Here is a 25829-nt window from a genome sequence, read left to right on the forward strand (position 1 = left end):
CCAAATTCCATAGGGAAACATAGGACTTGCGGCCTTGATGCAAGGCTACGGGGCTGGTCGCGCATTGACAGCGTTTTGGGATGATGGTCTTGCACGGCGTGTATCACGCACGTGTGCGATGGCCGCGGGGAGTCCGGTATCAAACGTTATGACCCGAGCCACATGGACGTGGTTGGCGCTGAAAAAAGGGGTCATGAAAACGCCGCGCATTTGCCATGAGTGTGTCATGGAAGCCATTCAACAATAAAGGCTGTAATCACTTGGTGATTGACCAAAGGAGCATTTCCGATGAAAGAATTACCCACGCCTACACTTGATTTATCGCACGTGTCGACTTTGCGGAGCCTGTGCCAGCCCCTGCGCACTGACTTCAAGCCCCAACCCCTGATGGTCACACCTGCCGCTGTTCAGTCCGGTATCGAGGTCTCCTGGGCGCAGCATCAGGATGAAGTCCGTGAAGCTCAGAAGCTGCGCTACAGCGTGTTTGCGGGTGAAATGGGTGCGAAGTTGTCCAATGTACTGCCTGGGCACGATGTGGATCTGTTTGACGATTTTTGCGAACATCTGCTGGTTCGTGAAGCACTCACCCGCCAGGTGATTGGTACATACCGTGTGCTTACACCTGTCCAAGCCAAGCGCGTGGGCAGTACTTACAGCGACACGGAATTTGACTTGACCCGTCTGCGCAATGTGCGCGAGCGCATGGTGGAGTTGGGTCGCAGCTGCGTGCACCGTGACCACCGCCACGGTGGCGTGATCATGGCGCTGTGGGGTGCCTTGGCGGCCTTCATGGTGCGCAACCAGCTCGACACCATGATCGGCTGCGCCAGTATTCCCATGCAGCACGAAGGCCCGCACGGTATGGTGGGTGGTGGTCATGCTGCGGCCAGCATTTGGCGCCAGCTTAAGGTCAGCCACCTTGCACCCATCGACTACCACGTTCGCCCGCGTTTGCCCCTGCCCATTGATCGGCTGGACGGTACGCTGGATGTGGAGCCTCCCGCACTGATCAAGGGCTACCTGCGCTTGGGTGCCAAGGTCATGGGCCCACCCGCTTGGGACCCAGACTTCAACGCCGCCGACATTCCCATGATCATGCGTATTTCGGATTTGCCCATCCGATACCGTAAACACTTCTTGGGTGTCTGATTCGGGCAGTTGTGCATCCCGCGCTGATAAGTGCTGGATGCAGGGCGCACCAGTGCCAGAAAGGGAGACAAAAATGAAAATTCTGTTGATTACCGACGCCTGGAAACCGCAAGCCAACAGTGTGGTGACCACCTTGATGGAGTTGGTCCGGGAACTGCAGGCTCAGGGGCATGAAATTGTGGTGGTCCATCCCGGGCAATTCCGCACGTGGCCTTGCCCGGGTGTGGCTGGCCTCGGTCTGGCCTTGTTTGTGGGCCACAGACTCGGCCGTATGATGGATATTGCTCAGGCCGATGCCATTCACATTGCTACCGAAGGTCCTTTGGGTTGGGCCGCCAGGCGCCACTGCCTGCAAGGCCATCTACCTTTCACCACCGCCTTTCACACCAAATTTCCCGATATTTTGCGCACCACGCTGGGCATTCCCCTATCGTGGAGTTACGCGCTGTTGCGTCGCTTCCACCGCCCCAGCAGTGCGGTGATGGTGCCTACTGTGGGGGTACTGCAGATGTTGCAAGGCAAAGGTTTTCACAATCTGAACGAATGGACCCATGGCGTGGACACGCGCCTGTTTGCCTTTGCGCGAGAGGCATCTGAATACCCTTCTTTGGGGCACTTGGCCCGGCCGGTAAGCTTGTGCGTCGGGCGGGTGGCTGCAGAGAAAAATATTGAAGCCTTTCTGGATATGGATGTGCCCGGCAGCAAAGTGGTCTGCGGTTCGGGTCCCCTGGAGGTCACGTTGCGCGAGCGTTATCCCAACGTGCATTGGATGGGTGTAGTGCCCCGACACGAACTGGCCCATGTGTACGCTGCAGCCGATGTGCTGGTGTTTCCCAGTCGCTGTGAAACTTTTGGCCTGGTGATGTTAGAGGCCATGGCCAGCGGTCTGCCTGTGGCTGCGTACCCGGTGGACGGCCCCTTGCAGGTGGTGGGCAACAGCGCAGGCGGGGCACTGAGGGAAGACCTGCACGAAGCCTGGTCAGCGGCAGTCAAGATACCCCGGGAGCAGGCAAGGGCTCGTGCCGTGGTGTTTGGCTGGCGCTCTGCTGCCGAGCGATTTGTCTCGTTGTTGGCTGCAGTGCCGCACCGGGCGCAGACACTGCAGCGCTTTCGCCCCAACTTCGACACCGCAACCGCATCCGGAAGGGCGGTACAACATGCAAAACTGTCACACCAATGTCACCATACCGTTGAATAATCGTCAAATAGACGCGCTGGTGCTGCCTGTCGGAGGGATGGACCGCAGCCGCGCTATTCGATAGGAATCATGAGCGCCAACAGCCACCACAACCGCCTGCATTTTCTGGATCGCGATCACAGTATCCTGGCCTTCAATGAACGGGTTATGGACTGGGCGCGCCGCGCCGATGTGCCACTGCTGGAACGCCTTCGTTACCTGAGCATCGTCTCCAGCAACCTCGATGAATTCTTTGAAGTGCGCATGGCACCGCATCTGGCCGCTCGCAAAGCCAACGAGCAGCGTGGCTTGTATACCGTTGAATCACACGATCGGGTGTCGACCAAGGTGCATGCGCTGGTGGCACAGCAGTACGCCATCTACAACGACGAACTGTTGCCTTTGCTTGAAAAAAAAGGCATCAAGCTGGTGGCGCACGGTGAGCGTAACCCGCGCCAGCGCCGTTGGGTGAAAGAATTTTTTGTTCGCGAAGTGCAACCGTTGCTCATGCCGGTGGGTCTTGATCCTGCGCACCCGTTTCCTCAGGTGGCGAACAAGTCGCTCAATTTCATCGTGCGTCTCAATGGTAAAGATGCTTTTGGGCGCGAAAACGAAATCGCCATCGTCAAGGTGCCGCGTATTTTGCCGCGCTTTTTCCGGATGCCGCCTATCAAAGGCTCCAAGCAGACACACTTTGTCTCCATTTCCAGTCTGATCCGTTCTCACCTAGCCGACCTGTTTCCGGGGCGCCAGGTCACCGAGTTTTCCCAGTTCCGCGTCACACGCCATTCCGATCTGGCGGTGGACGAGGAGGAGGTGAAAAATCTGCGCACCGCCTTGCGCAAAGGGCTGCAGCAGCGCCACTACGGTGAGGCCTTGCGGCTGGAAGTCTCGGCTGGGTGCTCCGAATTCTTGGCCAATTTTTTGCAGGCTCAATTTGCGCTGCCCACTGAAGCGCTGTACCGGGTGCCTGGACCCGTGAACTTGGTGCGGCTGAACCAGTTGATTGACCAGGTAGATGCGCCTGCCCTGCGGTTTGAAAGTTTCCAGGGTGGTTGGCCGGTGCAGCTCACGCCGGGTCAGTCGTATTTTGAACGCTTGCAGCAGGGTGATGTACTGATTCACCAGCCCTATGAAAGCTTTGATGCGGTGTTGGCCTTTCTGCGCGAAGCGGTGGAAGACCCAAATGTGTTGGCCATCAAGCAAACTATTTACCGCACCGGTGCCAAGTCCGAGTTGATGAATCTGCTGCGTGAAGCCGTGCGACGCGGCAAAGAGGTGACGGCAGTGGTTGAACTCAAGGCGCGCTTTGATGAAGAGGCCAACATCAATTACGCTGAACGCTTGGAATCTGTGGGTGCACAGGTGGTGTACGGCGTGGTAGGGCTGAAAACCCATGCCAAGATGCTGCTGGTGACTCGGCGCGAAGAAGGTCGGTTACGCCGTTACGGCCACATATCAACGGGTAACTACAACCCCGGGACTGCGCGGCTGTACACGGACGTTAGTTATCTGACCGCCGACGATGCCCTCACCGCAGATCTGGAACAGATATTTCTGCACCTGGCCAGCCAGAACAGGCTGCCCAAACTCAACAAAGCGCTGATTGCTCCATTTCATCTTCACAAGTCCATGCTAGAAAAAGTGGAGGCGGCGGGTGCGGCTGCGCGCGAGGGCAAAGATGCTCGTGTTGTGCTGAAAATGAACGCGCTTACCGACGAGCCCTTGGCGCGTGCACTGGCGCACGCCTCGCAGCAGGGCGTCAAAATTGATCTCATCGTGCGCGGTGCCTGTATCTTGCCGGCACAAGTGCCGGGCGTCACCGACAACGTGCGGATCCGTTCGGTGATCGGGCGCTTGCTGGAGCATTCACGGGTGTGTTATTTCCGTGTTGATGAGGCAGAGGAGTTGTGGCTTTCAAGCGCCGACTGGATGAACCGCAACATGCTGCGTCGGGTGGAGTTGGCCTGGCAGGTGACAGACCCAGCGCTGCGCCACCGCATCATGGATGAGTGCATCAACACCTATCTGCACGACACGAAAGACGCATGGCTGCTTCAGCCTGACGGATCGTATGTGCCCGCAGGCCTGACTGGTACAGGCAAGTCTCGGGCTGTGATGCACTCGGCACAGGCCACACTGATGGCGCGCTATGGCAGCAAAGGCTAAGCACATCCGGGGTAATGCATGGATCTGATTCTGTGGCGACATGCCGAAGCTCATGAGCACCCTGATCCATTGCTGGGCCGCCAGGGCGATGGGAAAGACTTGGCCCGTCGCCTCACGCCGCGAGGTGAAAAGCAAGCCGCAAGAATGGCTGCTTGGCTTGATCGGCAGTTGCCGGCAGCAGCCCGCGTACTGACCAGTCCAGCTCAACGCACGGAGCAAACAGCGCTCGCGCTGGGCCGCAAATACAAAGTGTGTGAAGTTTTGGCTCCTGGAGGCGATCCACTTGCTTTGCTGGAGCTGGTTCAGTGGCCTCATGGCAAGTTGCCAGTGGTGGTGGTGGGTCACCAACCCACTCTGGGCCAGGTGATTTCGCGTTTGCTGGGCTTGAGCGAGGTTGACTGCCCGGTAAAAAAAGGGGCAGTTTGGTGGTTTCGTCAGCGTGAGCGCGACGGTGCGGTGCAGACTGTGCTGGTCACGGTCCAGACACCTGAGTTGCTTTAGGCGAGCAGACCAAGTCACCGTGAGTGAACGCGCCCCGTGCAGGGGCGTGCGAGGCGAAAACCTCCGGTGCAGCTTGGACTCGGGCGAAGGTTCGCAGCGCAGCAAATCGCTCAAAACGGTGGGTAAGCGCTGCGAGGGGAGCCTGCTGCGTCTCAAACCACCACCCTCTTCTGCAGCGATCACCGCAGAGGGCAGGGGTGGTTTTGGTACTTCAGTCCTTTGAAGGTGTTTCTTCTGCTACAGGTGTCTGTACGGCGGGCTTGATTGCTTCGATCGAAACCGCTGTTTTTGGTACCGGCGTGCGCTTGATCACTGACTTTCTAGCCGCGGCGGGTTTGACCACCACTGCGTTTGGGGCAGCCGTTTTAGCGATGATCGATTTGGTCGCTGGCGAACGTTTGGCTGGCGCTTTTACCGTTTGTGTTGAAGCTGGCTTGGTCACTGGTTTTGCCGCTGCTTGAGTCGCAGGTTTCACCGAGATATTTGGGGCGGCTTTCACCGCTTTGCGGGCAGCGGGTTCGCGGGTGAGCTTTGACGCTTGGGCTTCAGGCTCCTCGTTGATGGGGCGGCCCGTTTTCAGAGTGGGTACGGCGGCGAGGGCTGTCTTGTAGGCGTTGTCGTTCAAGCTTTGAAGCAATTTTAGGCCGGCGCGCAGCAATTCACTTTTTTTCACCGATGTGCCTAGCGCAATGGCTCGGGTTTTCATGTCTTCGATGAGCAAGAATTCGGCTTTGGGAATGGTAAAGCTGTCGCGAACAAGCTTGGACTTTTTGATGGGTGTCTTGTTGTGGGGGGTAGCCATAGGATGTTCCATAGAGTGATGTGTGGTCTGGAGCAACAGTATAAATCGTTTATACGGTTTATACTGTTGCTCCAGGTTGTGTCAAAAAGATAAAATTTCAGTGAGATGTTTGCTGGTGTGCAAGGCTCTATGACGTTTCGAGTGGGACTTGAGCATCCCAGCGAGTACACCATCTCAGTGGCTTGACAGCGTTTTGACCAAGTGCTCGAACGGATCCAGCGGAGAGTGGCTCGCCCACGAGATCCACTTCTTGAGCCCCGCCTGGGCCTCCTCAGGTGAGGTTGCCTGTACTGCGGCTTCGTAGATTTGGCGCAGTGCCGTCTTCATTCGCCAGACTCTTGCCGCTTTGAGGTGTGTGCTGCAAGGCACACGTGGTTTGCATGCGGCATCGCCCAGGTCAGGGAACGCCGGGTTTTGGCACCGAGCAAGCCCTGCTCCTGAGTCACAGCCTTGGTATTGGTCTTGAACTCGGCACTACCCGCCTGATCAAACAGCCTCGCGGGCAGCAACACCTTGAAAGGCTGCTTCTCCGCCCACGCCAGCCAGTTGACGAGCTCAGTTATGGGGTGCGGAATTTAGGGCCAAGGTCGGATTTGTGCAGAACGAGAGGGTTGTCGCAGGTCGTATTGACACGCAGGGGGCACAATAGAGTCTATGAATATAGTGATCCTTGATGACTATCAGGACGCCGTGCGCAAGCTACGCTGCGCCGATAAGTTAGAGCCGTATCCGACAAAAGTCTTTACCAATACGGTTAAAGGTGTCGGACAACTCTCGGTGCGCCTGCGAGATGCAAATATCCTGGTGCTGATACGAGAACGAACGCAGGTCACGAGACAACTTGTCGAGAAACTGCCCCATCTGAAACTGATTGCGCAAACCGGACGCGTCGGTACTCACTTGGATGTGACCGCCTGCACCGAACGGGGCATCGCCGTCGCGGAGGGGGTTGGCTCGCCCGTGTCCACCGCAGAGTTGACATGGGCATTGATCATGGCTTCTATGCGCCGCATCCCACAATACGCGGCCAACCTGAAACATGGTGCCTGGCAGCAGTCAGGTCTCAAAGCATCGTCCATGCCTGTTAATTTTGGTCTGGGCATGGCGCTCAGGGGAAAGACGCTGGGTATCTGGAGCTATGGCCGCATTGGCTCTTTGGTGGCAAGCTATGGACGAGCGTTTGGTATGCGAGTCATCGTCTGGGGTGGTGAAAACTCGAGAGCACTCGCACACGCCGATGGTTACGAAGTAGCGGTCAACAAAGAATATTTTTTCGAAGCCTCCGACGTGCTCTCGCTACACCTTCGCTTGGGAACAGGCAATACCGGGTGCGTCACGCTGGAAGACCTTTCGCGCATGAAGCCCACGTCTCTGCTGGTCAACACATCTCGTGCTGAACTCATTGCGCCAGAAGCCTTGCTGGCTGGTCTAAACCGAGGCCGTCCCGGAATGGCCGCTGTAGATGTCTTCGAATCTGAGCCGATTCTTCAAGGGCATGCGCTACTCAGGCTCGAAAACTGCATTTGTACACCGCACATTGGTTATGTCGAGCAGGACAACTACGAAACCTACTTTGCTGCTGCCTTTGACAACATCGTTAACTATATTAAAGGTACGCCAACCAGCATCGTGAACCCTGGTGCCTTGCAGGTTCGACGCTGACGCCGAGGACCTGCAAAGAATGCATTGGCTGCATGAGTCGCTTTCTCCACGGTAGTGGAGTTGGTGTCGCTGGGGCTGCGCCCGAGCTTGCATGCTGCGGCACAGAAGGCAGTCCATCGGCCGGTGTCGCTGGCGGCGGCTTTATGACAGGGTCAACCTATTTCCGGCAGTTGAAGTCATCTCGTTATAAACAAATCACCCCATCATCCCGAACTCACGGGCGAATCGGGCGCCCTGAACAAAGACGGCAATATCCCTCATGCCCAGTCAGAGTGTTTTGGCCCCCGGCGAGCCATCGCTCTTTCTGCCCAGAAAGCTCTCCCAGCTGGGCAATCAACAGGATCACCGTGTTGGCTGTCAGCACCGTCTTGGGCACCGCTTTCTTGTTCCGGATGAAGGGCGCACGCCATTCATCGGCCTCAAACAGCAGGTCCGTCGGTAAGTCCGGCAAGGTGCGCCCCAGGCGCATGAGGCGGTTGATGCGCCAGGCAATGACCATGTGTAGAGTCAGCGCCGTCTGCAGCTTTTTGATGTCACTGAGCTGGAGTTTTTCCACCTGCAACCCGGCTCTATTGCCCACTCCAGCGCCACGCGTGCCATCGCGCTCTCACCGGTGCATGTTTTTCGAATCGGGCAAGGAGTTCTTCTGGCATGAGCGGCATTCCATGTTTCTACTTCTCAAGTGGCAATTCCCCACAAAGACCTTGAAAGAGATGCTCTTTAGAGCCCGTTCACGATCTATCTGAGTGGCCTGAAAATACCAAGATGAGGAAGCAATACGACAGTGATATCAGCCGAGAGAAGTTCGAGGGAATTTTGCCTTTGCTGCATAGCGGACGGCGGCTGCACGAAGCCCACCACAGTGGATTTGTTTGAGGTGTTCTGCGCGGTGCACGCGTACGTTGCCAAATCCTGCCACATGCGATTGCGGGGACCGCCACCGAGGGAGCTATCAAAGGGGTCTTGCCGGCGATAAGCCACGGGAGATCCGTCTGGGGCAAGTCAAAAGCCTGCTGGCCGACAGTGGCTATGTGGGCAAGCCCTTTGCGCTGGGTGTGCGGGAGATCTTGGGTGATCAAGTCATAGTGCAAATGGCCAAGCGCAGCGAACTGCACAGGTTTGCGGTGATCCCCTGGCGGTGGGTGGTCGAACGCAGCTTTGCCAGGCAGGAGAAGAGCCGGCGGTTGTGGAAGAGCTGCGAGCGAAGATCAATGTCCGTCTGCAGTTCATCCACTTGGCTTTCCTGAGTGTGCGGCTCAGGAGAGCGTGAACATGCTTTTAGGTCTTCACGGCTTTAGCGGTAACGTCTATCCTACGGATGCCACAAAGAAAAACGGATTAGCTCAGTGCTGAGCTAATCCGTTGATTTTATTGGTCGGCGTGGCGGGATTCGAACTCGCGACCCCTTGCACCCCATGCAAGTGCGCTACCAGGCTGCGCTACACGCCGACAAGACTCATATTATAGACTGGGAATCGACAGATTTCAGACTCGCACCAGAAGAAGCTCGCGAATTTCTACCAGTTCACGCCGTATGTCTCCCAACATGGTCAGAGGAACACGATCAACCAAGTCCGACGAACGTTCGGTCGGGACTGCTTCAAAGTTTTCATCGAACAGTACTTGTGCATCCATGTCTGCTGCCAGCTCAGTGACATCCATTGCTTGATAAGCCCCGTGACGAAACCTGTCACGTTCGGTTTGAACGATCTCTTGCAGCTTGTTGCGTGCACCACTGATCGTGAACCCTTGGTCATACAGGAGTTCGCGGATACGCCGAATCATGAGCACTTCGTGGTGCTGGTAATAGCGACGATTACCACGCCGCTTCATCGGACGCAGTTGAGTAAATTCCTGCTCCCAATAGCGAAGTACGTGCGGCTTAACTCCACATAACTCACCAACCTCACCAATGGTGAAGTAGCGTTTGGCCGGGATGGCTGGGAGTTTTTTTTCCATATAAATCAAAGCTGTATAGCTCAAAACTTGGAATTAACTCTAACACAGCAAACGCTGAGCGGATGCGGCCCTGTGGTGCCTGACCGATGAGAGCATGGCGCTGTCCGAGAGTACGCTATCCACGAACAGTTTCATGCAGAGTTCAAGAGTGGCATGGACTTGGGGTGTTGGCCCCGCAGCAAATTTGACACCAACTTCCTGGTCTGTGCGTAGGCGGCGCTGTCCATGAGCATCCTGCGTTTGACTGGACAGAGCGCGTTGTTCTGGGAAGAGGCGCCACAAAGCCAAGCGCAGGCAGATGAAAGCTGTGATCTGATCTTACGCAGAGGTGGTCTGAATCTCTCTGTAAGTTGGAGGTTGGTACTGGTGCCATTGATGAGCGGTTTGATTCGCTGGGCAAAGGTGTTGTGCGTGGCTTTGACGCTGAGGCATTCGGGCTTGCAGGTGGCAACGACGGCCATGAAGACATGGTGGTTTTGGGTTCGCCAGGTCTGGGCACATCCTTGACATGCATCCACAAATCCTTGGGGGTTCCGTCCCTCCCAGGCAGAAGCCTCGCCGCCCAATCCCTCCAGGTCAGTTAAACCAATCAACCAACCTCCACGATTTCTGGGGCTGTTTACCTTGAGGCGGCCACTTTTTTGGGCAAGGTCACACCATGCTGGGCTGCGGACCAAAAAAAAGCCCCCGCTTTGCAGCGAGGGCTTAAGGGGTCCGATGAAATCGAATTTCGAAAAGGACCCGAGGAGACAACCAGAAAAAACAGTCTTGATGTTCAAGCGCCGCCTTTTGAGGTCAAGCGCATCGTGCAGTAGAACCAGTATCAACGCATTGACCGAAGTCAAGTGGCTGGATCAACCACACAATGGCCACTCAATTCAGCGCTTCTTGGCAACCGTCTTCGATGCGTTCACAGCGGAAGAGGTCACGGTGTTGAAGTTGGCTTCGGCCATTTCGGTGGCTTGCTTGACAGCCTTTTGAACCGATTCCATGGCGTTGTTGGCAGCAGACACGGCGCTCTTCATCACGGCCACGGCGGTTTCGGAACCGGCAGGTGCGTTCTTGGAAGCGTTGTCCACAACCGACATGAATTTCTTCTGTGCGTCGGTGGCCTGGGCTTCAGCAGCTTTGCCGAATTCGGCGCTGGTGCCCGAAGCGATGTCGTACAGGTGGCGGCTGTAAGCCACGGCCTTCTCGGCCAGAGGCTGCATCAGGCTGGCTTGCAGCGTCAGCAGTTCCTGTGCGTCTTTCACGCTCAGCATGGCCTGGGTGCTGTTGGCGGACTCGGACAGGGCAGCTTTGGTTGCTTGCACGTTGAGTTCGACCAGTTTTTCCACGCCTTCGAATGCTTTTTGGGTCAGGCCAAAAATGGTCTCGATGTTGGCTTTTTGGGCTGCAACGATTTGTTCTGCGGTCAACATATTCATACTCCTAAACTTTGAACTAAGGTTTAGTTGAAGGCTGCTGGGAACTTCGCGCTGTCTGTACGCTTTTGTTATTGTTCGCTTTGCTGCGCTGCAACATGAGACCCAATTATAGGGATAACCCCAGACTGTGCAAGCATTTTTTGTTGCGCTGCAGCATTTTAGGCCGTGGCTTCTAAAACCGGGTCTTGCCAACCCGGTTTCAAAGGGTTGACACAATCGAAAACTCCTTTCTCTCCAGTTTTCCAGTTCGTGCACGCTTTCTACGCCGACCATTTTGTGCTTCCGCTGCCTGACGGGCACCGATTTCCCATGGCCAAGTACGCCCGCCTGCGCGAGCGTCTGAGTTCTGAGTTGCCCCAAGTGCAGATGCACGAGGCGATGGCCGCGAGCGATGGTGAGCTGGCCCTGGTGCACACGCCCGACTACATCGCGGCGGTGGCGCAGGGGTCGCTGAGTGCCGCTGTCCAGCGAGAGATCGGGTTTCCCTGGAGCCCGGCCATGGCCGAGCGAGCGCGCCGGTCGGTGGGGGCCACGCTGCAGGCTTGCCGCAGCGCCATGGGCGGCGCGGGCCTGGCGGCGAACCTGGCCGGTGGCACCCACCACGCCTACGCCGACAAGGGCAGTGGTTTCTGTGTGTTCAACGACGCTGCCGTGGCCGCCCGGCTCATGCAGGCGGAACACGCACGCAGCCACCGGGCACGTGGGCCGTTGCGGGTGGCCATCGTGGATCTGGACGTGCACCAAGGCAACGGCACGGCCCGCATTTTTGCCAACGATCCGTCGGTGTTCACGCTGTCGCTGCACGGCGCCAAAAATTTTCCGTTTCGCAAAGAGCCCAGCGACCTGGACGTGGAGTTGCCCGACGGCTGCGATGATGCGACATACATGGAGGCGCTGGAGCGGGCGCTGGACGAGCTGACCCAGCGCTTCGAGCCGGGGCTGGTGATTTACCTGGCTGGCGCCGACTCCCACGAGGGCGACCGCCTGGGGCGGCTGAAGCTGAGCTACGACGGCATGGAGGCGCGCGACCGACGCGTGATGGACTGGGCCTGGCAGCGCCGGGTGCCTCTGGCCTTCACCATGGCCGGCGGCTACGGCCACGACATGGAGACCACCGTGCAGGTGCAGATGCACACCTACCGCACCGCACTGGCCTACCACCAGCGCTGGCAGGCGCTGCAGCCCACAAAGCCGCCGACCGAGGCGACAGCGCCACCCGTCGCGCACTGGCACAATGCCGCGCCATGAGCCACGCCGCACCCACCGCCCGCCCGCAAGCCCACCCGCGCAGCCACTACCGTGTGTTCCGCAGCATCGGCACCCGCTGGGCCGACAACGACGTCTACGGCCACGTGAACAACGTGGTGTACTACAGCTGGTTTGACACGGCGGTCAACGCCCACCTGATCGAGCAGGGCGCGCTGGACATCCACGCTGGCCCGGTGATCGGGCTGGTGATCGAGACCCAGTGCAATTACTTTGCTCCGCTGGCTTTTCCGCAAACCGTGCACGCCGGCCTGCGCGTGGCGCACCTGGGAACGTCCAGTGTGCGTTACGAGGTGGGCCTGTTTGCCGAAGACAGCGACACCGCCGCCGCCTGCGGCCATTTTGTGCATGTGTATGTGGACCGCGAAACGCGCCGCCCGGTGCCGCTGCCCGAACCCCTGAAACAAACCCTGGAGACTTTGCGATGACCCAAAATCCCGTTGCGACACCCGTGATCGACGCCGCCAGCGTGGACGCGGCCATCACCAGTCGCATGTCGGCGCGTGCCTTTTTGCCGCAGCCCGTGCCGCGCGCCACGCTGGAGCACATCTTGCAAGTGGCCAGCCGCGCACCGTCGGGCACCAACACCCAGCCCTGGAAGGTGTATGTGCTGCAGGGCGCCAGCCGCGACACACTGGTGGACCAGGTGTGCGCTGCCCACGACGCCATGCGCGCCGAACCCTCGCTGGCCGTGCAGTACCGCGAGGAATACGACTACTACCCCGAAAAGTGGGTCAGCCCCTACATTGACCGCCGGCGTGAAAACGGCTGGAGCCTCTACGGCCTGCTGGGCATCACCAAAGGCGACAAGGACAAGATGCATGCGCAGCACCAGCGCAACTACCGTTTTTTTGACGCGCCGGTGGGCCTCATGTTCACGCTGGACCGCGTGATGGGCCGGGGTTCTCTGGTGGACTACGGCATGTTTCTGCAAAACATCATGGTGGCTGCGCGCGGCCATGGTTTGCACACCTGCCCGCAAGCGGCTTGGAACGGCTTTGCCAAAATCATCCTGCCGCACATTGGCGCGGGCGAGAGCGAGATGCTGGTCTGCGGCATGGCGCTGGGTTATGCCGATCCAGCCGATCCAGTCAACGGTTTTCACACACCGCGCGAGACCGTGGCCAGCTTCACCCATTGGCTGGAATAATCCACGCCTCTCAACCATTTTCAATTCAAGGAAACCTTCATGATCACCACCCCCAGCGGCCTGCAATACGAAGACACCGTGGTCGGCAGCGGCGAGATTGCCCAGGCCGGCGGCCCCGTGCAGGTGCACTACACCGGCTGGCTGTTCAACAACGGCACCCAGGGCGCCAAGTTCGATTCGAGCAAAGACCGCGGTCAGCCGTTTGAATTCCACCTCGGTGGTGGCCAGGTCATCAAAGGCTGGGACGAAGGTGTGCAGGGCATGGCCGTGGGTGGCACACGCCGCCTGGTGATCCCGGCCGCGCTGGGCTACGGTGCACGCGGCGCGGGCGGCGTGATTCCGCCCAACGCGACGCTGCTGTTTGAAGTGGACCTGTTGGCTGTATAAGCAGCCCCCCTGCGCCGCTGTGCGGCTTCCCCCCAGGGGGACACCACCTGTGGCCCGGTAAAGCCGGTTCCACGGTGGTTGCTGGGCTGGGGCACGCGCTCCGTGTGGTGTTGCTTGAGGATCCAAGAGCCGCCTTGCGGTTTTTCTTGGGGTGAACCATTTGCAGTCTGGCCGATGAAACAGTTTTACCGGAGCACGCCACGTGACCCAACGCCCCTCCATTCTGGTGGCCCGCGCCATCTTCCCTGAAGTGATTGAGCGCCTGCGCGAACACTTCGACGTGGAAACCAATCACACCGACGCGCCGTTCACGCCCCAGCAACTGGCCGAGCGGCTGCAGGGCAAGGTGGCTGTGCTCACCACGGGCAGCGAACGCATTGGCGCGGAATTGCTGGCGGCATGCCCGCAGCTCAAGGTGGTGGCCAATATTGCAGTGGGCTATAACAATTTCGATGTGCCCGCTATGACGGCGGCCGGCGTGCTGGCCACCAACACGCCCGACGTGCTGACCGAGACCACCGCCGATTTCGGCTTTGCCTTGCTCATGGCCACGGCCCGGCGTGTCACGGAGAGCGAGCATTTTTTGCGCGCTGGCTTGTGGAGCAAGTGGGCGCTGGACATGTTTGCTGGCGCCGAGGTGCACGGCAGCACGCTGGGCATTCTGGGCATGGGCCGCATCGGGCAGGGCATTGCCCGGCGCGGCGCGCACGGCTTTGGTATGCAGGTGATTTACCACAACCGCTCCCGGCTCGATGCCGCCAGCGAGGCCGCGTGCCAAGCACGTTACGTGAGCAAGGCCGAACTGCTGAAGCAGGCCGACCACCTGGTGCTGGTGCTGCCCTACAGCGCCGAGTCGCACCACGCCATCGGTGCTGCTGAGTTGGCGCAGATGAAACCCACGGCCACGCTGATCAACATCGCACGCGGCGGCATTGTGGACGACGCGGCGCTGGCTGTGGCGCTGCGCGAGCGGCGCATTGCGGCGGCCGGACTCGACGTGTTTGAAGGTGAGCCTCAGGTGCATCCCGACCTGCTGACGGTGCCCAACGTGGTGCTCACGCCGCACATTGCCAGCGCCACCATCACCACCCGCAAAGCGATGGCCAATCTGGCGGCCGACAACGTGATTGCCTTTTTGACCCAAGGCCAACCCCTGACCCCCCTGAACCCCGAAGTGCTCCCGAAGGTGTTGAACGCATGACAAACGATGGGCTGGTGTGGGCACTGCTGGTGCTGGTGTTGCTCAACCTGTTGCTGGGCGTGTGGTTGCTGCTGCGCCGCCACCCCGTGGATACCGACGAAGTGGCACACCGCCAACAGCTGCTGGGTTTGCTGCAACAGCAAAGCCTGCAGATGGGCCAGCGCGTGGAGCGGGTCGAGAGCGAGCTGCGCCGCGAGATTGCCGATAACGCCCGCGGCGGGCGCCAAGAAATCCAGCAGACGCTGGCCACGTTTCAGGACACGCTGACCCGGCAAGACGCCGAAGCCACCCGCACGCAGAACACGCAGCTCGATGCCTTTGCCCAGCAGCTGCTGCAGCTGCGTGGCACGCTGGGCGACACACTCACGGCGCAACTCCAGGCCCTGGGCCTGGCCATGAACAGCCAGGCCGCCGAAGCCACGCGCACGCAAAATGCCCAGATCGACGCCTTTGCCCAGCAACTGGTGCAGCTGCGCGGCACGCTGGGTGACACGCTCACCCGCCAGCTGCAGGACATGAGCGAGGGCAACGCCCGCCGCCTGGCCGAAATTCGCACCACGCTTGACGGTCAGTTGGCCCAGCTGCAGCAGAGCAACGCAGCCAAGCTGGACGAAATGCGCGCCACGGTGGACGAAAAACTGCAGAGCACGCTGCAGGCCCGCCTGGGCGAGAGCTTCAAGCAGGTGGCCGACCGCCTGGAGCAGGTGCACAAAGGCCTGGGCGAAATGCAGACGCTGGCCCAGGGCGTGGGCGACCTCAAGCACCTGCTGACCAACGTGAAAACGCGCGGCATGTTTGGCGAGGCGCAACTGGCCGCGCTGCTGGAGCAAGTGTTGGCTCCCGACCAGTACGCCACCCAGGTCACCACCAAGCCCGGCAGCCGCAACGTGGTGGACTTCGCCATCAAACTGCCCGGGCGCGGTGACGACGGCGCGCCGTGCTGGCTGCCCATCGATGCGAAGTTTCCCAACGAAGATTACGAGCGGCTGCTCGACGCGCAGCAGCGCGCCGACGCCGAGGGCGCCGAGCTGGCGGCGCGCGGGCTGGAACAGCGCATCAAGCTGGAGGCCAAAAGCATGGCCGACAAGTACCTGGAGCCGCCGCACACCACCGATTTCGCCATCCTGTTCCTACCCACCGAAGGTCTCTACGCCGAGGTGCTGCGGCGCCCCGGCCTCATGGAGGTGCTGCAGCGCGAATACCGCGTCACGCTGGCCGGGCCCACCACGCTCATGGCCATGCTCAACTCCTTGCAAATGGGTTTTCGAACGCTGGCGCTGGAGAAGCGCAGCAGCGAGGTCTGGCAGGTGCTGGGCGCGGTGAAAACCGAGTTCGGCAAGTTTGGCGATGTGCTGGCCAAGGTGAAGAGTCAGACGCAGACCGTGCTCAACACGCTGGACAGTGCCGAAACCCGCAGCCGCGCCATGGGCAAGGCGCTGAAGGCGGTGGAGGCACTGCCGCAAGACAAGGCCAGCGCGCTGCTGCCGCTCGACCCTTCTGACGCTACCGAAGCGTGAATCCCTCGCTGCGCGCCAGCCTGTCGCGGCTGATTGCAGCCCAGATCAGTCTGCACGCCTGCATGACCGGCTTTCGCATGGCCGCGCCCTTGATGGCGCTGCGAGAGGGCCACAGCCCGGTGGCGGTGGGCATGTTGCTGGCGCTGTTTGCGCTGGCGCAGGTGTTTCTGGCTTTGCCGGCCGGGCGCTACGCCGACCGCCGGGGTCTGAAGAAGCCGGTGGTGCTGGCGGTGGGCGTGGCCACTGCGGGCGCCGCGTTGGCGGTGGCGTTTCCCATTTTTGCGGTGTTGTGCGTCACGGCGCTCACCTGCGGCGCGGCCACCGGCCTGGCCATGATTGCGCTGCAGCGCCACGTGGGGCGCTTGGCCAGCAACCCGACCGAGCTCAAGCAGGTGTTCAGCTGGATGGCCATCGGGCCGTCCATTTCCAATTTTGTCGGGCCCTTTGCCGCCGGCCTGCTGATCGACGCCTATGGCTTTCGGGCTGCTTTCCTGCTGCTGGCGCTGCTGCCATCGCTGGCCTGGTTCTGGGTGCGTGGCACGGTCGAGCTGGAGCCGGTGGCGCCCGAGCACCGCAACGTCAGCGGTTCGTCGTGGAACCTGCTGCGCGACGCGGGTTTTCGCCGCCTCATGCTCATCAACTGGATGCTGTCGTCGTGCTGGGACGTGCACACCTTTCTGGTACCGGTGATCGGCCACGAGCGTGACCTGAGCGCCACGGTGATCGGCGCCATCCTGGGTGCCTTTGCGCTGGCGGCCACCGCCATTCGCCTGGCCATGCCCTGGCTGGCAGCGCACCTGCGCGAGTCGGTGGTTATCGGCACAGCCATGGTGTGCACCGCAGGGCTGTTTGCGGTGTACCCGCTGGTGCAGGCCGCCTGGGCCATGGGCGCGCTGTCGGTGTTGTTGGGGCTGGCGCTGGGTTCGGTGCAACCCATGATCATGAGCACGCTGCACCAGATCACACCCCGGCACCGGCATGGCGAAGCGCTCGGTTTGCGGGCCATGGCCATCAACGGTTCGAGCGTGGTGATGCCGCTGCTGTTTGGCTCTGCCGGTGTGGTGGTGGGTGTGGCCGGTGTGTTCTGGGTGGTGGGCGTGGTGGTGGGGTTGGGTTCGCGTCTGGCCTGGACGCTGCATGTAGAAACAGCAGGGCCACACTGACATTGGGTCAGCGATAAATAGGCATTCATTCCACGACATGGACTGCACAGCGTCCTGCTCCTTTTAGAATCCAAGGCCAACCTGAAAGAAGAGCCGTGCTGTTATTCATTGTTTTGCTTCCTCTCTTGCTGGGTACCGCCGCCACGTTCTGGCTCGGATCTCGATCCCGTTTGCTGACTGCCCTGGCGGCAGGAGGCGTGACGGCGGCGAGTCTGGGCCTGCTGCTGAGCCACGCGCCAGCGGTGATGGCGGGCGAGGTCATCATGAACGCCTGGGCCTGGGTGCCCGAGATTGGCCTGAACCTCACCTTCAGGCTGGATGGCCTGTCGATGATGTTCGCCGGGCTGATCTTGTTTATCGGCTTGATGATCGTCATCTACGCGCACTTCTACCTGAGCCCCAAAGACTCGGTGGGCAAGTTCTACAGCGAGATGATGCTGTTCATGGCCGCCATGCTGGGCGTGGTGCTGTCGGATAACTTGCTGCTGTTGGTGGTGTTCTGGGAACTCACCAGCCTCTCTTCTTTCTTGCTGGTGGGCTACTGGAGCCACCGGGCCGATGCCCGTGCCGGTGCCCGCCAGGCCCTGGCCGTGACCGGCGGTGGTGGTCTGGCCATGCTCGGTGGTTTTGTGCTGCTGGGTCAGATCGCCGGCACCTACGAACTCAGCGCCATGCTGGGCAACGTGGCCGCCATCCAGGCCGATCCGATGTTTGTGCCCGCCTTGTTGCTGATCCTGATCGGCGCCTTCACCAAGAGCGCGCAGTTTCCGTTCCATTTCTGGCTGCCCGATGCCATGGCCGCCCCCACGCCGGTGTCTGCCTACCTGCACTCGGCCACCATGGTGAAGGCAGGCGTGTTCTTGCTCATGCGCATGTACCCGGTGCTGGCGGGTTCGGGCTGGTTCGAAGTGATCGTGACCACGGTGGGCCTGATCACGGTGTTGTTCGCGGCCTTCATTGCCATTTTCAAGCACGATCTCAAGGGCCTGCTGGCGTATTCCACCGTGAGCCATCTCGGCCTGATCACCTTTCTGGTCGGACTGGGCTCGCCGCTGGCCGCCGTGGCGGCGGTGTTCCATGTGCTGAACCACGCCACCTTCAAGGCCTCGTTGTTCATGATCGCCGGTATCGTGGACCACGAAACCCACAGCCGCGACATGCGCAAGCTGGGCGGTTTGTGGGCGCTGATGCCGTGGACGGCCACCCTGTCCATGGTGGCGGCCGCCTCGATGGCCGGCGTGCCCCTGACCAACGGTTTTCTGTCCAAAGAGATGTTTTTCACCGAAGCGGTGGTGGGCACGGCGGGCGTCTGGGCCTGGCTGGTGCCGGCTGCCGTGACGCTGGCCGGCATCTGCAGCGTGGCCTATTCGCTGCGTTTTGTGCACGACACGTATTTCAACGGCCCGTTGGGCGATGTGCCCAACACGCACCCGCACGAGCCGCCGTTGGGCATGAAGCTGCCGGCCATGCTGCTGGTGACCATGTGCATCGCTGTGGGCCTGCTCCCTGCCATCACCTTCGGTCCGCTGGTGGATGTGGCGGCCACGGCCCTGGCTGGCAAGCCGTTGCCCGAATACCACCTGTCCATCTGGCACGGCTTCAACTTGCCGCTGCTCATGAGCGCCATCGCGCTGGTGGCGGGTGTGGGGCTTTACCTGTGGCTGGCGCAAGGCAAGCGGCTGCACCGCATCGAGTCCGAGGCCTGGTTTGGTCCGGCCACCGGGCGGCAGATGTTTGACGGCTTGATTGATGGCCTGTTTTCCCTGGCCGGGCGCATTTCGCTGCGGCTGGAAAGCGGCTCCTTGCAGCATTACCTGGCCTGGACGGTGGGTGCCGCCATCGCCGTGGTGGCGGTCACCGTGCTCGGCAGTGGCACAGCCATGGGCACCGGCCCGCGCGAGCTGCTACCCGCCTCGCCCCTGGCCATTGCCATCTGGTTGCTGCTGGCGGCCACCACTGTGACCCTGATGGTGACGCACCACTTGCGGTTTCAGTCGGTGGTGCTGGTGGGTGTGGTGGGTCTTGTCACTTCGTTGACGTTTGTGAGCCTGTCGGCACCCGATCTGGCGCTGACCCAGTTGTCGGTCGAGGTAGTGTCCACCGTGCTGCTGCTCATGGGCCTGGCTTTGCTGCCGCAGCATTCGCCGCGCGAGTCCAGCAGTCTGCGCCGCGTGCGCGACGGCACGCTGGCGCTGGCCGGGGGCGCGGGCATGTCGTGGCTGGCGTGGGTGCTGCTGACCCGCGACCACGACTCCATTTCCTGGTATTTCCTGGAGAAATCCATGCCGGTGGGCGGTGGCACCAACGTGGTCAACGTGATCCTGGTGGACTTCCGAGGTTACGACACGTTCGGTGAAATCACCGTGCTGGGCATTGCCGCCATCGGCGTGCTGGCGCTCATGGAAGGCATGCGCACGCGCCGCCCCATGGCCGACACCGATGGCCGCAGCTGGACCTTTGCCGAGCAACCCCTGCTGCTGCGCGTGGCGGCCGCGGTGGTATTGCCGGTGGCGCTGGTGTTCACCATCTATATCTTCATGCGCGGCCACAACCTCCCGGGCGGTGGCTTCATTGCCGGCCTGATCACGGCCGTGGCGCTGGTGCTGCAGTTCATGTCCATGGGGCAGGCCAAGGCCGAATCGCTGTTGCGTGGCCAGGCTGGGCGCCGGTTCGTGAAGTGGATCGGTGCCGGCCTGGGCATTGCCGGGCTTACCGGTGTGAGCGCTTTTGTGTTCGGTCGTCCGTTCCTCACCAGCGCACACGGCCACCCGCACGTGCCTTTGCTGGGTGATCTGCCGCTGGCTTCTGCCGCGCTGTTCGACCTGGGTGTGTATCTCGTGGTGGTGGGTGCCACGCTGCTGACCATCTCGGTGCTGGGTTCCGTGAGCCGCGAAGGCGCTCAGCCTGCCAGCCAACGCCACCCGGAGTCTGCCGCATGAACGCCGCAACCAATCTTTTCCCATCCCCTTGCACCGCCGTGCGACGCACCGAGGAACCCACATGAGCATGGAATTTTTGTTGGCCACGGGCATTGGCTTTGTCACTGCCTGTGCGATTTACCTGATGCTGCGTGGGCGCACCTTTCCCGTGGTGCTGGGCTTGTCGCTGTTTGGCTACGCGGTGAACGTGTTCATTTTTGCCATGGGCCGCCTGTGGTCCAACGCGCAGCCCATTCTGGTGGGGGAGGGCCCGGTGGCCGACCCGCTGCCGCAAGCCCTGGTGCTGACCGCCATCGTGATCGGCTTTGCCACCACCGGCTTCGTGATTGAACTGGCCCTGCGCAGCCGCCATGAAAGTGGCAGCGACCATGTGGACGGGCACGAGCCTGGTCACGCGCCGGGTTACCGCGGGTCCTCGCCGGTACCCACGGCCAAGCGCGGAGGTCAGTCCTGATGTTTGATGTGATCTCTGCTTTCTGGCTGCAGCATGCCCCTGTGCTGTCGGTGTTGTTGCCGGTGTTCACGGCCGTGGCCTTGTTGTTGATCGGTGATCCGGCCGGTGCCGGCGGTAGCGAAGCGAGCAGCCGCCAGCGCTGGGGCCGCAGGCTGGCCATGGCGTCTGTGCTGCTGGGCCTGTTCATGGCGATCAACCTGGTGCGCCATGCCAGCGGCGGTGAGCTGCTGGTGTACCAGTTGGGCGAATGGCCTGCGCCGTTTGGCATCGTGCTGGTGCTCGACCGGCTGTCTGCTCTGATGGTGCTGCTGACCTATCTGGTGGCCGTCCCGGTGCTCTGGTACGCCACGGGCGGCTGGGACACGAGGGGCCGCCACTTCCATGCGCTGTTCCAGTTTCAGCTCATGGGGCTGTGCGGCGCCTTTCTGACGGGTGACCTGTTCAACCTGTTTGTGTTTTTCGAGGTGCTGCTGATTGCCTCTTACGTGCTGCTGGTGCACGGCCAGGGCCGCGAGCGGTTCCGCATGGGGGTGCACTATGTGGTGCTCAACCTGGCGGCTTCGGGGTTGTTTCTGATCGGGCTGGCCCTGGTGTACGCTGTGACCGGTACGCTCAACATGACCGACGTGGCCCTGCGCGTGGGCCAGCTCACGGGTGACAGCGCCGTGCTGGCGCGCGCGGCGGCGCTGGTGCTGCTGGTGGTGTTTGGCCTGAAAGCGGCCCTGGTGCCGCTGTACTTCTGGTTGCCCGGCACCTACGCATCGGCCAGCGCGCCGGTGGCGGCGCTGTTTGCCATCATGACCAAGGTCGGGGTGTACAGCATCATCCGCGTGCACTGGGGTATTTTTGGTGCCGACGCCGGTGAGGCCGCGTTTGCCGCCGAGGCCTGGTTGCTGCCGCTGGCCCTGACCACCAGCGTGCTCGGTGTGCTGGGTGCACTGGCCGCGCACAGCATGGGCCGTCTGGTGGCGTACCTCACCGTCTCCTCGGTGGGCACCATCATGGCCGGCGTAGGTTTGTATTCCATCGAAACCCTGTCGGCTTCGCTCTACTACACACTGCACAGCACGGTGGTGATCGCCGGGTTGTTCCTGCTGGTCGAGCTGATGGCCGCCCAGCGCGGGGATGCACTGGACAAACTGCGGCCCGCGGCGGCCGTGCGAGAGCCGGTGTTGCTGGGGCTGATGATGATTTTTGGCGCGGCTTCGGCCGCCGGTCTGCCGCCATTGCCGGGCTTCCTGGGCAAGCTGATGATTTTAGAGAGCTCTTCGGGCCTGCCAGCCCAGGCTTGGGTCTGGGCCGTGGTGCTCACGGTGGGCTTCTTCACCATTGTGGGTCTGGCGCGTGCCGGGGTCATCGTGTTCTGGCATGTGCAGCCCGACGAAGGCACGGGCAATTCCAGCTCGGGCTCCAGTGTCAAACTGCTGTCTGCCGTGTGGGCCTTCATGGCGCTGACGCTGGCCATGGCGGTGCTGGCGTCACCCGTGAAACGTTACACCGACGCTGCCGCCACCCAGCTGGCTGACCAGGCCGCCTACGCCCGCGCCGTGCTGGGTGTGACCGACGGTGCGCCCGCGTCCACCACCCGGCCTTACGATGGTGCCCGCGTTCCTGCCGCTGCGCCTACCCCCGCTGGAGCCACCCCTGGCACCGAGGAGACCCGATGAACCCAAACACCTCGTCACCCCATGCAACCCATCGCAAGCCGGGCTGGTTGAGCCATCCCTTGCTCTCCTTGCTGCTGGGCGCCAGCTGGCTCGCGCTGTCGCACAGCCTGGAGCCGGTGCACCTGCTGTCGGCTTTGCTGATCGCTCTGATCGTGCCGCGACTGCTGCACCCGTTTCTGGGCGAACATGCCCGCATCGACTGGTGGGCCGCCGTGCGGCTGACGGCGGTGGTGCTCAAGGACATCGTGTTGGCCAACATCACGGTGGCCAAGCTGGTGCTTGGCCCCTTGCCACGCATGCAGCCCGCCTGGTTGCCAGTGCCGCTGGCCTGCGACCACCCGCGCGTGAATGCGCTGTTTGCCACGATCATCACCACCACGCCTGGTACCGTGTCGTGTGTGGTTGACGAGCAGCGGCGCGAAATCCTGGTGCATGCGCTGACCTGTGACGACGCACAAGCCATGATCGATGACATGAAGACGCGTTACGAAGCACCACTGCTTCGCATATTTGGCCAGACGCCCCGCGCCGCAGGGCAGGGCGCAGGTACCAACACCGGGAGATCCGCATGACCGTACTGGACATTGCATTGAACATCGGCGTGGCTGCCGTCACCGTGGCCGTGGTGTTGTGTGCCTGGCGCCTGTTGCGCGGGCCCGAAATGACCGACCGCCTGCTGGCGCTGGACACGCTCTACATGAACGCCGTGGCGCTGATTGTGCTGCTGGGTATTCGCTGGAACACCGCACTGCTGTTTGAGGCGGCCTTGCTGGTGGCCATGTTGGGCTTTGCCTCCACCGTGGCGCTGGCGCGCTACCTGAGCCGCGGCGACGTGGTGGAATGAAGGAGTGAGCATGCATCCCCTGATCGAATGGACCGTTGCCGCGCTGATTGTCATCGCAGCCTTTTTCTTGCTGGTGGGCGCGATTGGCCTGGCCCGCTTGCCCGACTTTTTCATGCGGCTGCATGCGCCCACCAAGGCGTCCACCCTGGGTGTGGGCGGTGTGCTGATCGCATCCATGCTCATGGCCTTCAGCCAGGGCCGTCCTGGCATTGCCGAGCTGCTGATCACGCTGTTTGTGTTCGTCACGGCGCCAGTCTCGGCCAACCTCATGGCCCAGGCCGCGTTGCACCTCAGGTTGGCATCGCGTGCACCGGTGCCTGAAGACGCAGTGCCGGAGCGCCGCCCAGGCTAAAGCCCAGCCCGCGCAGGTAGGTGTTCATGGTGTGCTCGCCAACGGCTTTGAGATCGAACGCCGATGGGTCTAGCAGCCAGTTGTGCTTAAGGCCGTCCATCACGATGTGAAGCCCCAGACTGGCTGTGCTCAAGGGAACTGGCAGTCTCAGCCCGGTGCGGCCAGCTGCCTCGACCAGGATCGCTTCGGTCAGCGCCAAGTAGCGCTGGCGCATGCTGAGATGCCGTTCGCGGACGGCTGCCATCTCGGTGTTGTATTCCACTTGGTGTGTGAGCACCTCGAACACGCGCCGTACCCGCTCGTCTGTAGCGATCTGGTGCAGCACATGGCGCATGCCAGCGCGCAGCGCTTCCAGCGGCGCTTCCAACGCTTCGACCGGCGTGGCCTGGTCGGGGAAGCCGCATTCCAGGGGTAGGGTCGCCCGTTCCAGCATGGCGTTGAACAAGTCGGCCTTGTCTTTGAAATGCCAATAGATGGCCCCGCGTGTGGTGCCAGCTGCGGTGGCGATGTCGTTGAGCGAGGTGCGTGAAACGCCGCGCTCCTGAAACAGGTGCTCGGCAGCGTCGAGCAGGCTGTGGCGGGTGGCCTCGGCCTCGGCTTTGGTGCGACGAACCATGTTATGTCTCCTGTCGAATGACCCCGTATGGGTACAGGGAATTGTGTGCAATGGACTATATATACATTCGAGCATGTATGTATACTTCAACCCTTTGCCTTCGTTGGGTATCCCTGCGATGGTTATGTTGGCCGCTTTCCCGGTGGCTCCCCCGATTTCATGCCTTCAAGGATTCCCATGCCCGCCCAGAGTCCCCAGCTTCCCGCCTTGTTTAACCCCTCGCTGGCGACTCTTGGTCGCAAGACGGCGTGGGTCCGCCGTCTGTCGGTGATTTCTATGGCCGTGGTGCTCGTCGCCTGCGGCAAAACCGAGGCGCCCGCTGGCGGCGCACCCGGTGGTGGCATGCCGCCAGCCGAAGTGGGTGTGGTCACCGTGGCGCCGGGCGACGTGGGCCTGGTGACGGAATTGCCAGGCCGGCTGGAAGCCTCGCGCGTGGCGCAGGTACGGGCCCGGGCGGCGGGCATCTTGCAGCAGCGCCTGTTTCGCGAAGGCAGCGATGTGAAGGCTGGCCAGTCGCTGTTTCGCATTGACGCGGCGCCTTACCAGGCCGCGTTGCAAAGTGCCCAGGCCAGCCAGGCGCGCGCCCAAGCCAACCTGGCCCAGGCCACGGCACTGGCCGAACGCTACAAGCCGCTGGTGGCTGAAAACGCCATCAGCCAGCAGGAGTACGCCAACGCGGTGGCGGCCCAGAAAGGGGCCGAGGCGGATGTGGCCGTGGCCAAAGCCGCCGTGCAAACGGCCAGCATCAACGTGAACTACGCCAACGTGACTGCGCCCATTTCGGGGCGCATCGGCCGTGCGCTGGTGACCGAAGGCGCGCTGGTGGGGCAGGGCGAAGCCACGCAGCTTGCCGTGATCCAGCAGGTGGACCCGATGTATGTGAACTTCACCCAGTCGGCCGCCGAAGCCATGAAGCTCCAGCGCGCGCTGGAAAACGGTCAGCTCAAAGGCGCGGGCGCCGGTGCGGCCCGTGTGAAGGTGGTGCTGGACGACGGCCGCGAATACGCTCGCCCGGGCCGCCTGCTGTTTTCTGATCTGACGGTGGACGCCACCACCGGCCAGGTGACGCTGCGCGCCGAGGTGCCCAACCCATCGGGTCTGCTGTTGCCCGGCCTGTATGTGCGGGTGCGTTTGGAGCAGGCCACGGCGGGCAACGCGCTGACACTGCCCCAGCAGGCGGTGACGCGTTCGGCCCAGGGCGACTCGGTGATGGTGGTCGGCGCCGATGGCAAAGTGAGCCCGCGCCCGGTGAAGGTGGGCGGCCAGCAGGGTGGCCAGTGGGTCGTTCTGGACGGTCTCAAGGCCGGTGAACAGGTGATGGTGGACGGCTTTCAGAAGTTGCGCGGCGACGCGCCAGTAAAGGCCGTTCCTTGGGTGGAGCCCGGCAGTGCGGCCGCGACCGCAACCGCGCCAGCCCAATAAGGAGC

At 61.5% G+C, this 25829-nt stretch carries 25 protein-coding genes, 1 tRNA gene and 1 pseudogene; 21 read left to right on the forward strand and 6 right to left on the reverse strand.

Annotated features, from left to right (window positions below; genetic code table 11):
- The first annotated feature begins 288 nt into the window (after positions 1–288).
- From Q7J58_RS17170 to Q7J58_RS17185, 4 genes are all read left to right on the forward strand, one after another.
- A complete protein-coding gene (locus Q7J58_RS17170) occupies positions 289–1149 on the forward strand; it encodes a GNAT family N-acyltransferase (RefSeq protein WP_304830646.1) in 861 nt (286 codons plus the stop codon).
- A gap of 73 nt (positions 1150–1222) precedes the next feature.
- The gene (locus Q7J58_RS17175; protein ID WP_304830648.1) at positions 1223–2347 is read left to right on the forward strand and encodes a glycosyltransferase family 1 protein; all 1125 of its coding nucleotides are present in this window, start codon (positions 1223–1225) and stop codon (positions 2345–2347) included.
- Between the two features lie 69 nt (positions 2348–2416).
- Positions 2417–4495 carry a polyphosphate kinase 1 gene (gene ppk1, locus Q7J58_RS17180; RefSeq protein ID WP_304830650.1) on the forward strand — a complete coding sequence of 693 codons (2079 nt, stop codon included), beginning with the start codon at positions 2417–2419 and terminating at the stop codon, positions 4493–4495.
- A gap of 18 nt (positions 4496–4513) precedes the next feature.
- A complete protein-coding gene (locus Q7J58_RS17185) occupies positions 4514–4996 on the forward strand; it encodes a histidine phosphatase family protein (RefSeq protein WP_304830652.1) in 483 nt (160 codons plus the stop codon).
- 211 nt (positions 4997–5207) lie between these two features.
- Here Q7J58_RS17185 and Q7J58_RS17190 read toward each other — a convergent pair whose 3' ends face one another.
- Positions 5208–5798 carry a hypothetical protein gene (locus Q7J58_RS17190; RefSeq protein WP_304830654.1) on the reverse strand — a complete coding sequence of 197 codons (591 nt, stop codon included), beginning with the start codon at positions 5796–5798 and terminating at the stop codon, positions 5208–5210.
- Positions 5799–6452: 654 nt separating this feature from the next.
- On the opposite strand from Q7J58_RS17190, the gene Q7J58_RS17195 reads away from it, so the two are divergent.
- The gene (locus tag Q7J58_RS17195; protein WP_304830656.1) at positions 6453–7460 is read left to right on the forward strand and encodes a D-2-hydroxyacid dehydrogenase family protein; all 1008 of its coding nucleotides are present in this window, start codon (positions 6453–6455) and stop codon (positions 7458–7460) included.
- A 214-nt stretch (positions 7461–7674) separates the two neighbouring features.
- Here Q7J58_RS17195 and Q7J58_RS17200 read toward each other — a convergent pair whose 3' ends face one another.
- Entirely contained in the window at positions 7675–8016 is a 342-nt protein-coding gene (locus tag Q7J58_RS17200; protein WP_304830658.1) for an IS4 family transposase, read from the reverse strand.
- Between the two features lie 350 nt (positions 8017–8366).
- Between Q7J58_RS17200 and Q7J58_RS17205 the strand changes: the two are divergent.
- Positions 8367–8730: pseudogene (locus Q7J58_RS17205) on the forward strand (transposase); the annotation flags it as partial.
- 102 nt (positions 8731–8832) lie between these two features.
- Here Q7J58_RS17205 and Q7J58_RS17210 read toward each other — a convergent pair.
- Positions 8833–8909, reverse strand: a tRNA-Pro gene (locus Q7J58_RS17210).
- 36 nt (positions 8910–8945) lie between these two features.
- Positions 8946–9419 (reverse strand): MerR family transcriptional regulator, encoded by a 474-nt coding sequence (locus Q7J58_RS17215; protein WP_304830660.1) that lies wholly within the window; start codon positions 9417–9419, stop codon positions 8946–8948.
- 225 nt (positions 9420–9644) lie between these two features.
- Between Q7J58_RS17215 and Q7J58_RS17220 the strand changes: the two genes are divergently transcribed.
- The gene (locus Q7J58_RS17220) at positions 9645–9926 is read left to right on the forward strand and encodes a hypothetical protein (protein WP_304830662.1); all 282 of its coding nucleotides are present in this window, start codon (positions 9645–9647) and stop codon (positions 9924–9926) included.
- A 371-nt stretch (positions 9927–10297) separates the two neighbouring features.
- Here the strand turns inward: Q7J58_RS17220 and phaP are convergent, their stop codons facing one another.
- Positions 10298–10840 carry a TIGR01841 family phasin gene (phaP, locus tag Q7J58_RS17225; protein ID WP_304830664.1) on the reverse strand — a complete coding sequence of 181 codons (543 nt, stop codon included), beginning with the start codon at positions 10838–10840 and terminating at the stop codon, positions 10298–10300.
- Between the two features lie 255 nt (positions 10841–11095).
- Here phaP and Q7J58_RS17230 point away from each other — a divergent pair, with 255 nt between their 5' ends.
- The 13 genes from Q7J58_RS17230 to Q7J58_RS17290 all read left to right on the forward strand — a co-directional run bounded on the left by Q7J58_RS17230 (position 11096) and on the right by Q7J58_RS17290 (position 23786).
- Positions 11096–12094 carry a histone deacetylase gene (locus Q7J58_RS17230; RefSeq protein ID WP_304830665.1) on the forward strand — a complete coding sequence of 333 codons (999 nt, stop codon included), beginning with the start codon at positions 11096–11098 and terminating at the stop codon, positions 12092–12094.
- On the forward strand, positions 12091–12540 hold the full coding sequence (locus tag Q7J58_RS17235) for a thioesterase family protein (RefSeq protein ID WP_304830667.1): 450 nt from the start codon (positions 12091–12093) through the stop codon (positions 12538–12540). Before Q7J58_RS17230 ends, Q7J58_RS17235 begins: the two co-directional genes overlap by 4 nt.
- Positions 12537–13262 carry a nitroreductase gene (locus Q7J58_RS17240; protein ID WP_304830669.1) on the forward strand — a complete coding sequence of 242 codons (726 nt, stop codon included), beginning with the start codon at positions 12537–12539 and terminating at the stop codon, positions 13260–13262. The genes Q7J58_RS17235 and Q7J58_RS17240 overlap by 4 nt, the downstream gene beginning before the upstream one ends.
- Positions 13263–13301: 39 nt before the next feature.
- Complete coding sequence (locus Q7J58_RS17245) at positions 13302–13649, forward strand: FKBP-type peptidyl-prolyl cis-trans isomerase (protein WP_304830671.1); 348 nt, start codon at positions 13302–13304, stop codon at positions 13647–13649.
- A gap of 202 nt (positions 13650–13851) precedes the next feature.
- The gene (locus Q7J58_RS17250; protein ID WP_304830673.1) at positions 13852–14850 is read left to right on the forward strand and encodes a D-glycerate dehydrogenase; all 999 of its coding nucleotides are present in this window, start codon (positions 13852–13854) and stop codon (positions 14848–14850) included.
- Complete coding sequence (rmuC, locus tag Q7J58_RS17255) at positions 14847–16367, forward strand: DNA recombination protein RmuC (RefSeq protein ID WP_304830674.1); 1521 nt, start codon at positions 14847–14849, stop codon at positions 16365–16367. The genes Q7J58_RS17250 and rmuC overlap by 4 nt, the downstream gene beginning before the upstream one ends.
- Positions 16368–16375: 8 nt before the next feature.
- Entirely contained in the window at positions 16376–17530 is a 1155-nt protein-coding gene (locus Q7J58_RS17260; RefSeq protein WP_304830929.1) for an MFS transporter, read from the forward strand.
- A 95-nt stretch (positions 17531–17625) separates the two neighbouring features.
- Entirely contained in the window at positions 17626–20469 is a 2844-nt protein-coding gene (locus tag Q7J58_RS17265) for a monovalent cation/H+ antiporter subunit A (protein ID WP_304830675.1), read from the forward strand.
- Positions 20470–20536: 67 nt separating this feature from the next.
- Complete coding sequence (locus Q7J58_RS17270; protein WP_304830931.1) at positions 20537–20923, forward strand: Na+/H+ antiporter subunit C; 387 nt, start codon at positions 20537–20539, stop codon at positions 20921–20923.
- Entirely contained in the window at positions 20923–22590 is a 1668-nt protein-coding gene (locus Q7J58_RS17275; RefSeq protein ID WP_304830676.1) for a monovalent cation/H+ antiporter subunit D, read from the forward strand. The genes Q7J58_RS17270 and Q7J58_RS17275 overlap by 1 nt, the downstream gene beginning before the upstream one ends.
- Entirely contained in the window at positions 22587–23162 is a 576-nt protein-coding gene (locus Q7J58_RS17280) for a Na+/H+ antiporter subunit E (RefSeq protein WP_304830678.1), read from the forward strand. The genes Q7J58_RS17275 and Q7J58_RS17280 overlap by 4 nt, the downstream gene beginning before the upstream one ends.
- Entirely contained in the window at positions 23159–23434 is a 276-nt protein-coding gene (locus Q7J58_RS17285; protein ID WP_304830680.1) for a K+/H+ antiporter subunit F, read from the forward strand. Before Q7J58_RS17280 ends, Q7J58_RS17285 begins: the two co-directional genes overlap by 4 nt.
- Positions 23435–23444: 10 nt before the next feature.
- On the forward strand, positions 23445–23786 hold the full coding sequence (locus Q7J58_RS17290) for a Na+/H+ antiporter subunit G (RefSeq protein ID WP_304830682.1): 342 nt from the start codon (positions 23445–23447) through the stop codon (positions 23784–23786).
- Here the strand turns inward: Q7J58_RS17290 and Q7J58_RS17295 are convergent.
- Entirely contained in the window at positions 23725–24402 is a 678-nt protein-coding gene (locus Q7J58_RS17295) for a TetR family transcriptional regulator (RefSeq protein WP_304830684.1), read from the reverse strand. The two genes, Q7J58_RS17290 and Q7J58_RS17295, sit on opposite strands and share 62 nt — an antisense overlap.
- A gap of 276 nt (positions 24403–24678) precedes the next feature.
- Between Q7J58_RS17295 and Q7J58_RS17300 the strand changes: the two genes are divergently transcribed.
- Positions 24679–25824 carry an efflux RND transporter periplasmic adaptor subunit gene (locus tag Q7J58_RS17300; RefSeq protein ID WP_304830686.1) on the forward strand — a complete coding sequence of 382 codons (1146 nt, stop codon included), beginning with the start codon at positions 24679–24681 and terminating at the stop codon, positions 25822–25824.
- The last annotated feature ends 5 nt before the right edge of the window (positions 25825–25829 follow it).

The sequence above is a fragment of the Hydrogenophaga sp. genome (assembly GCF_030656115.1).
GTDB lineage: Bacteria > Pseudomonadota > Gammaproteobacteria > Burkholderiales > Burkholderiaceae_C > Hydrogenophaga.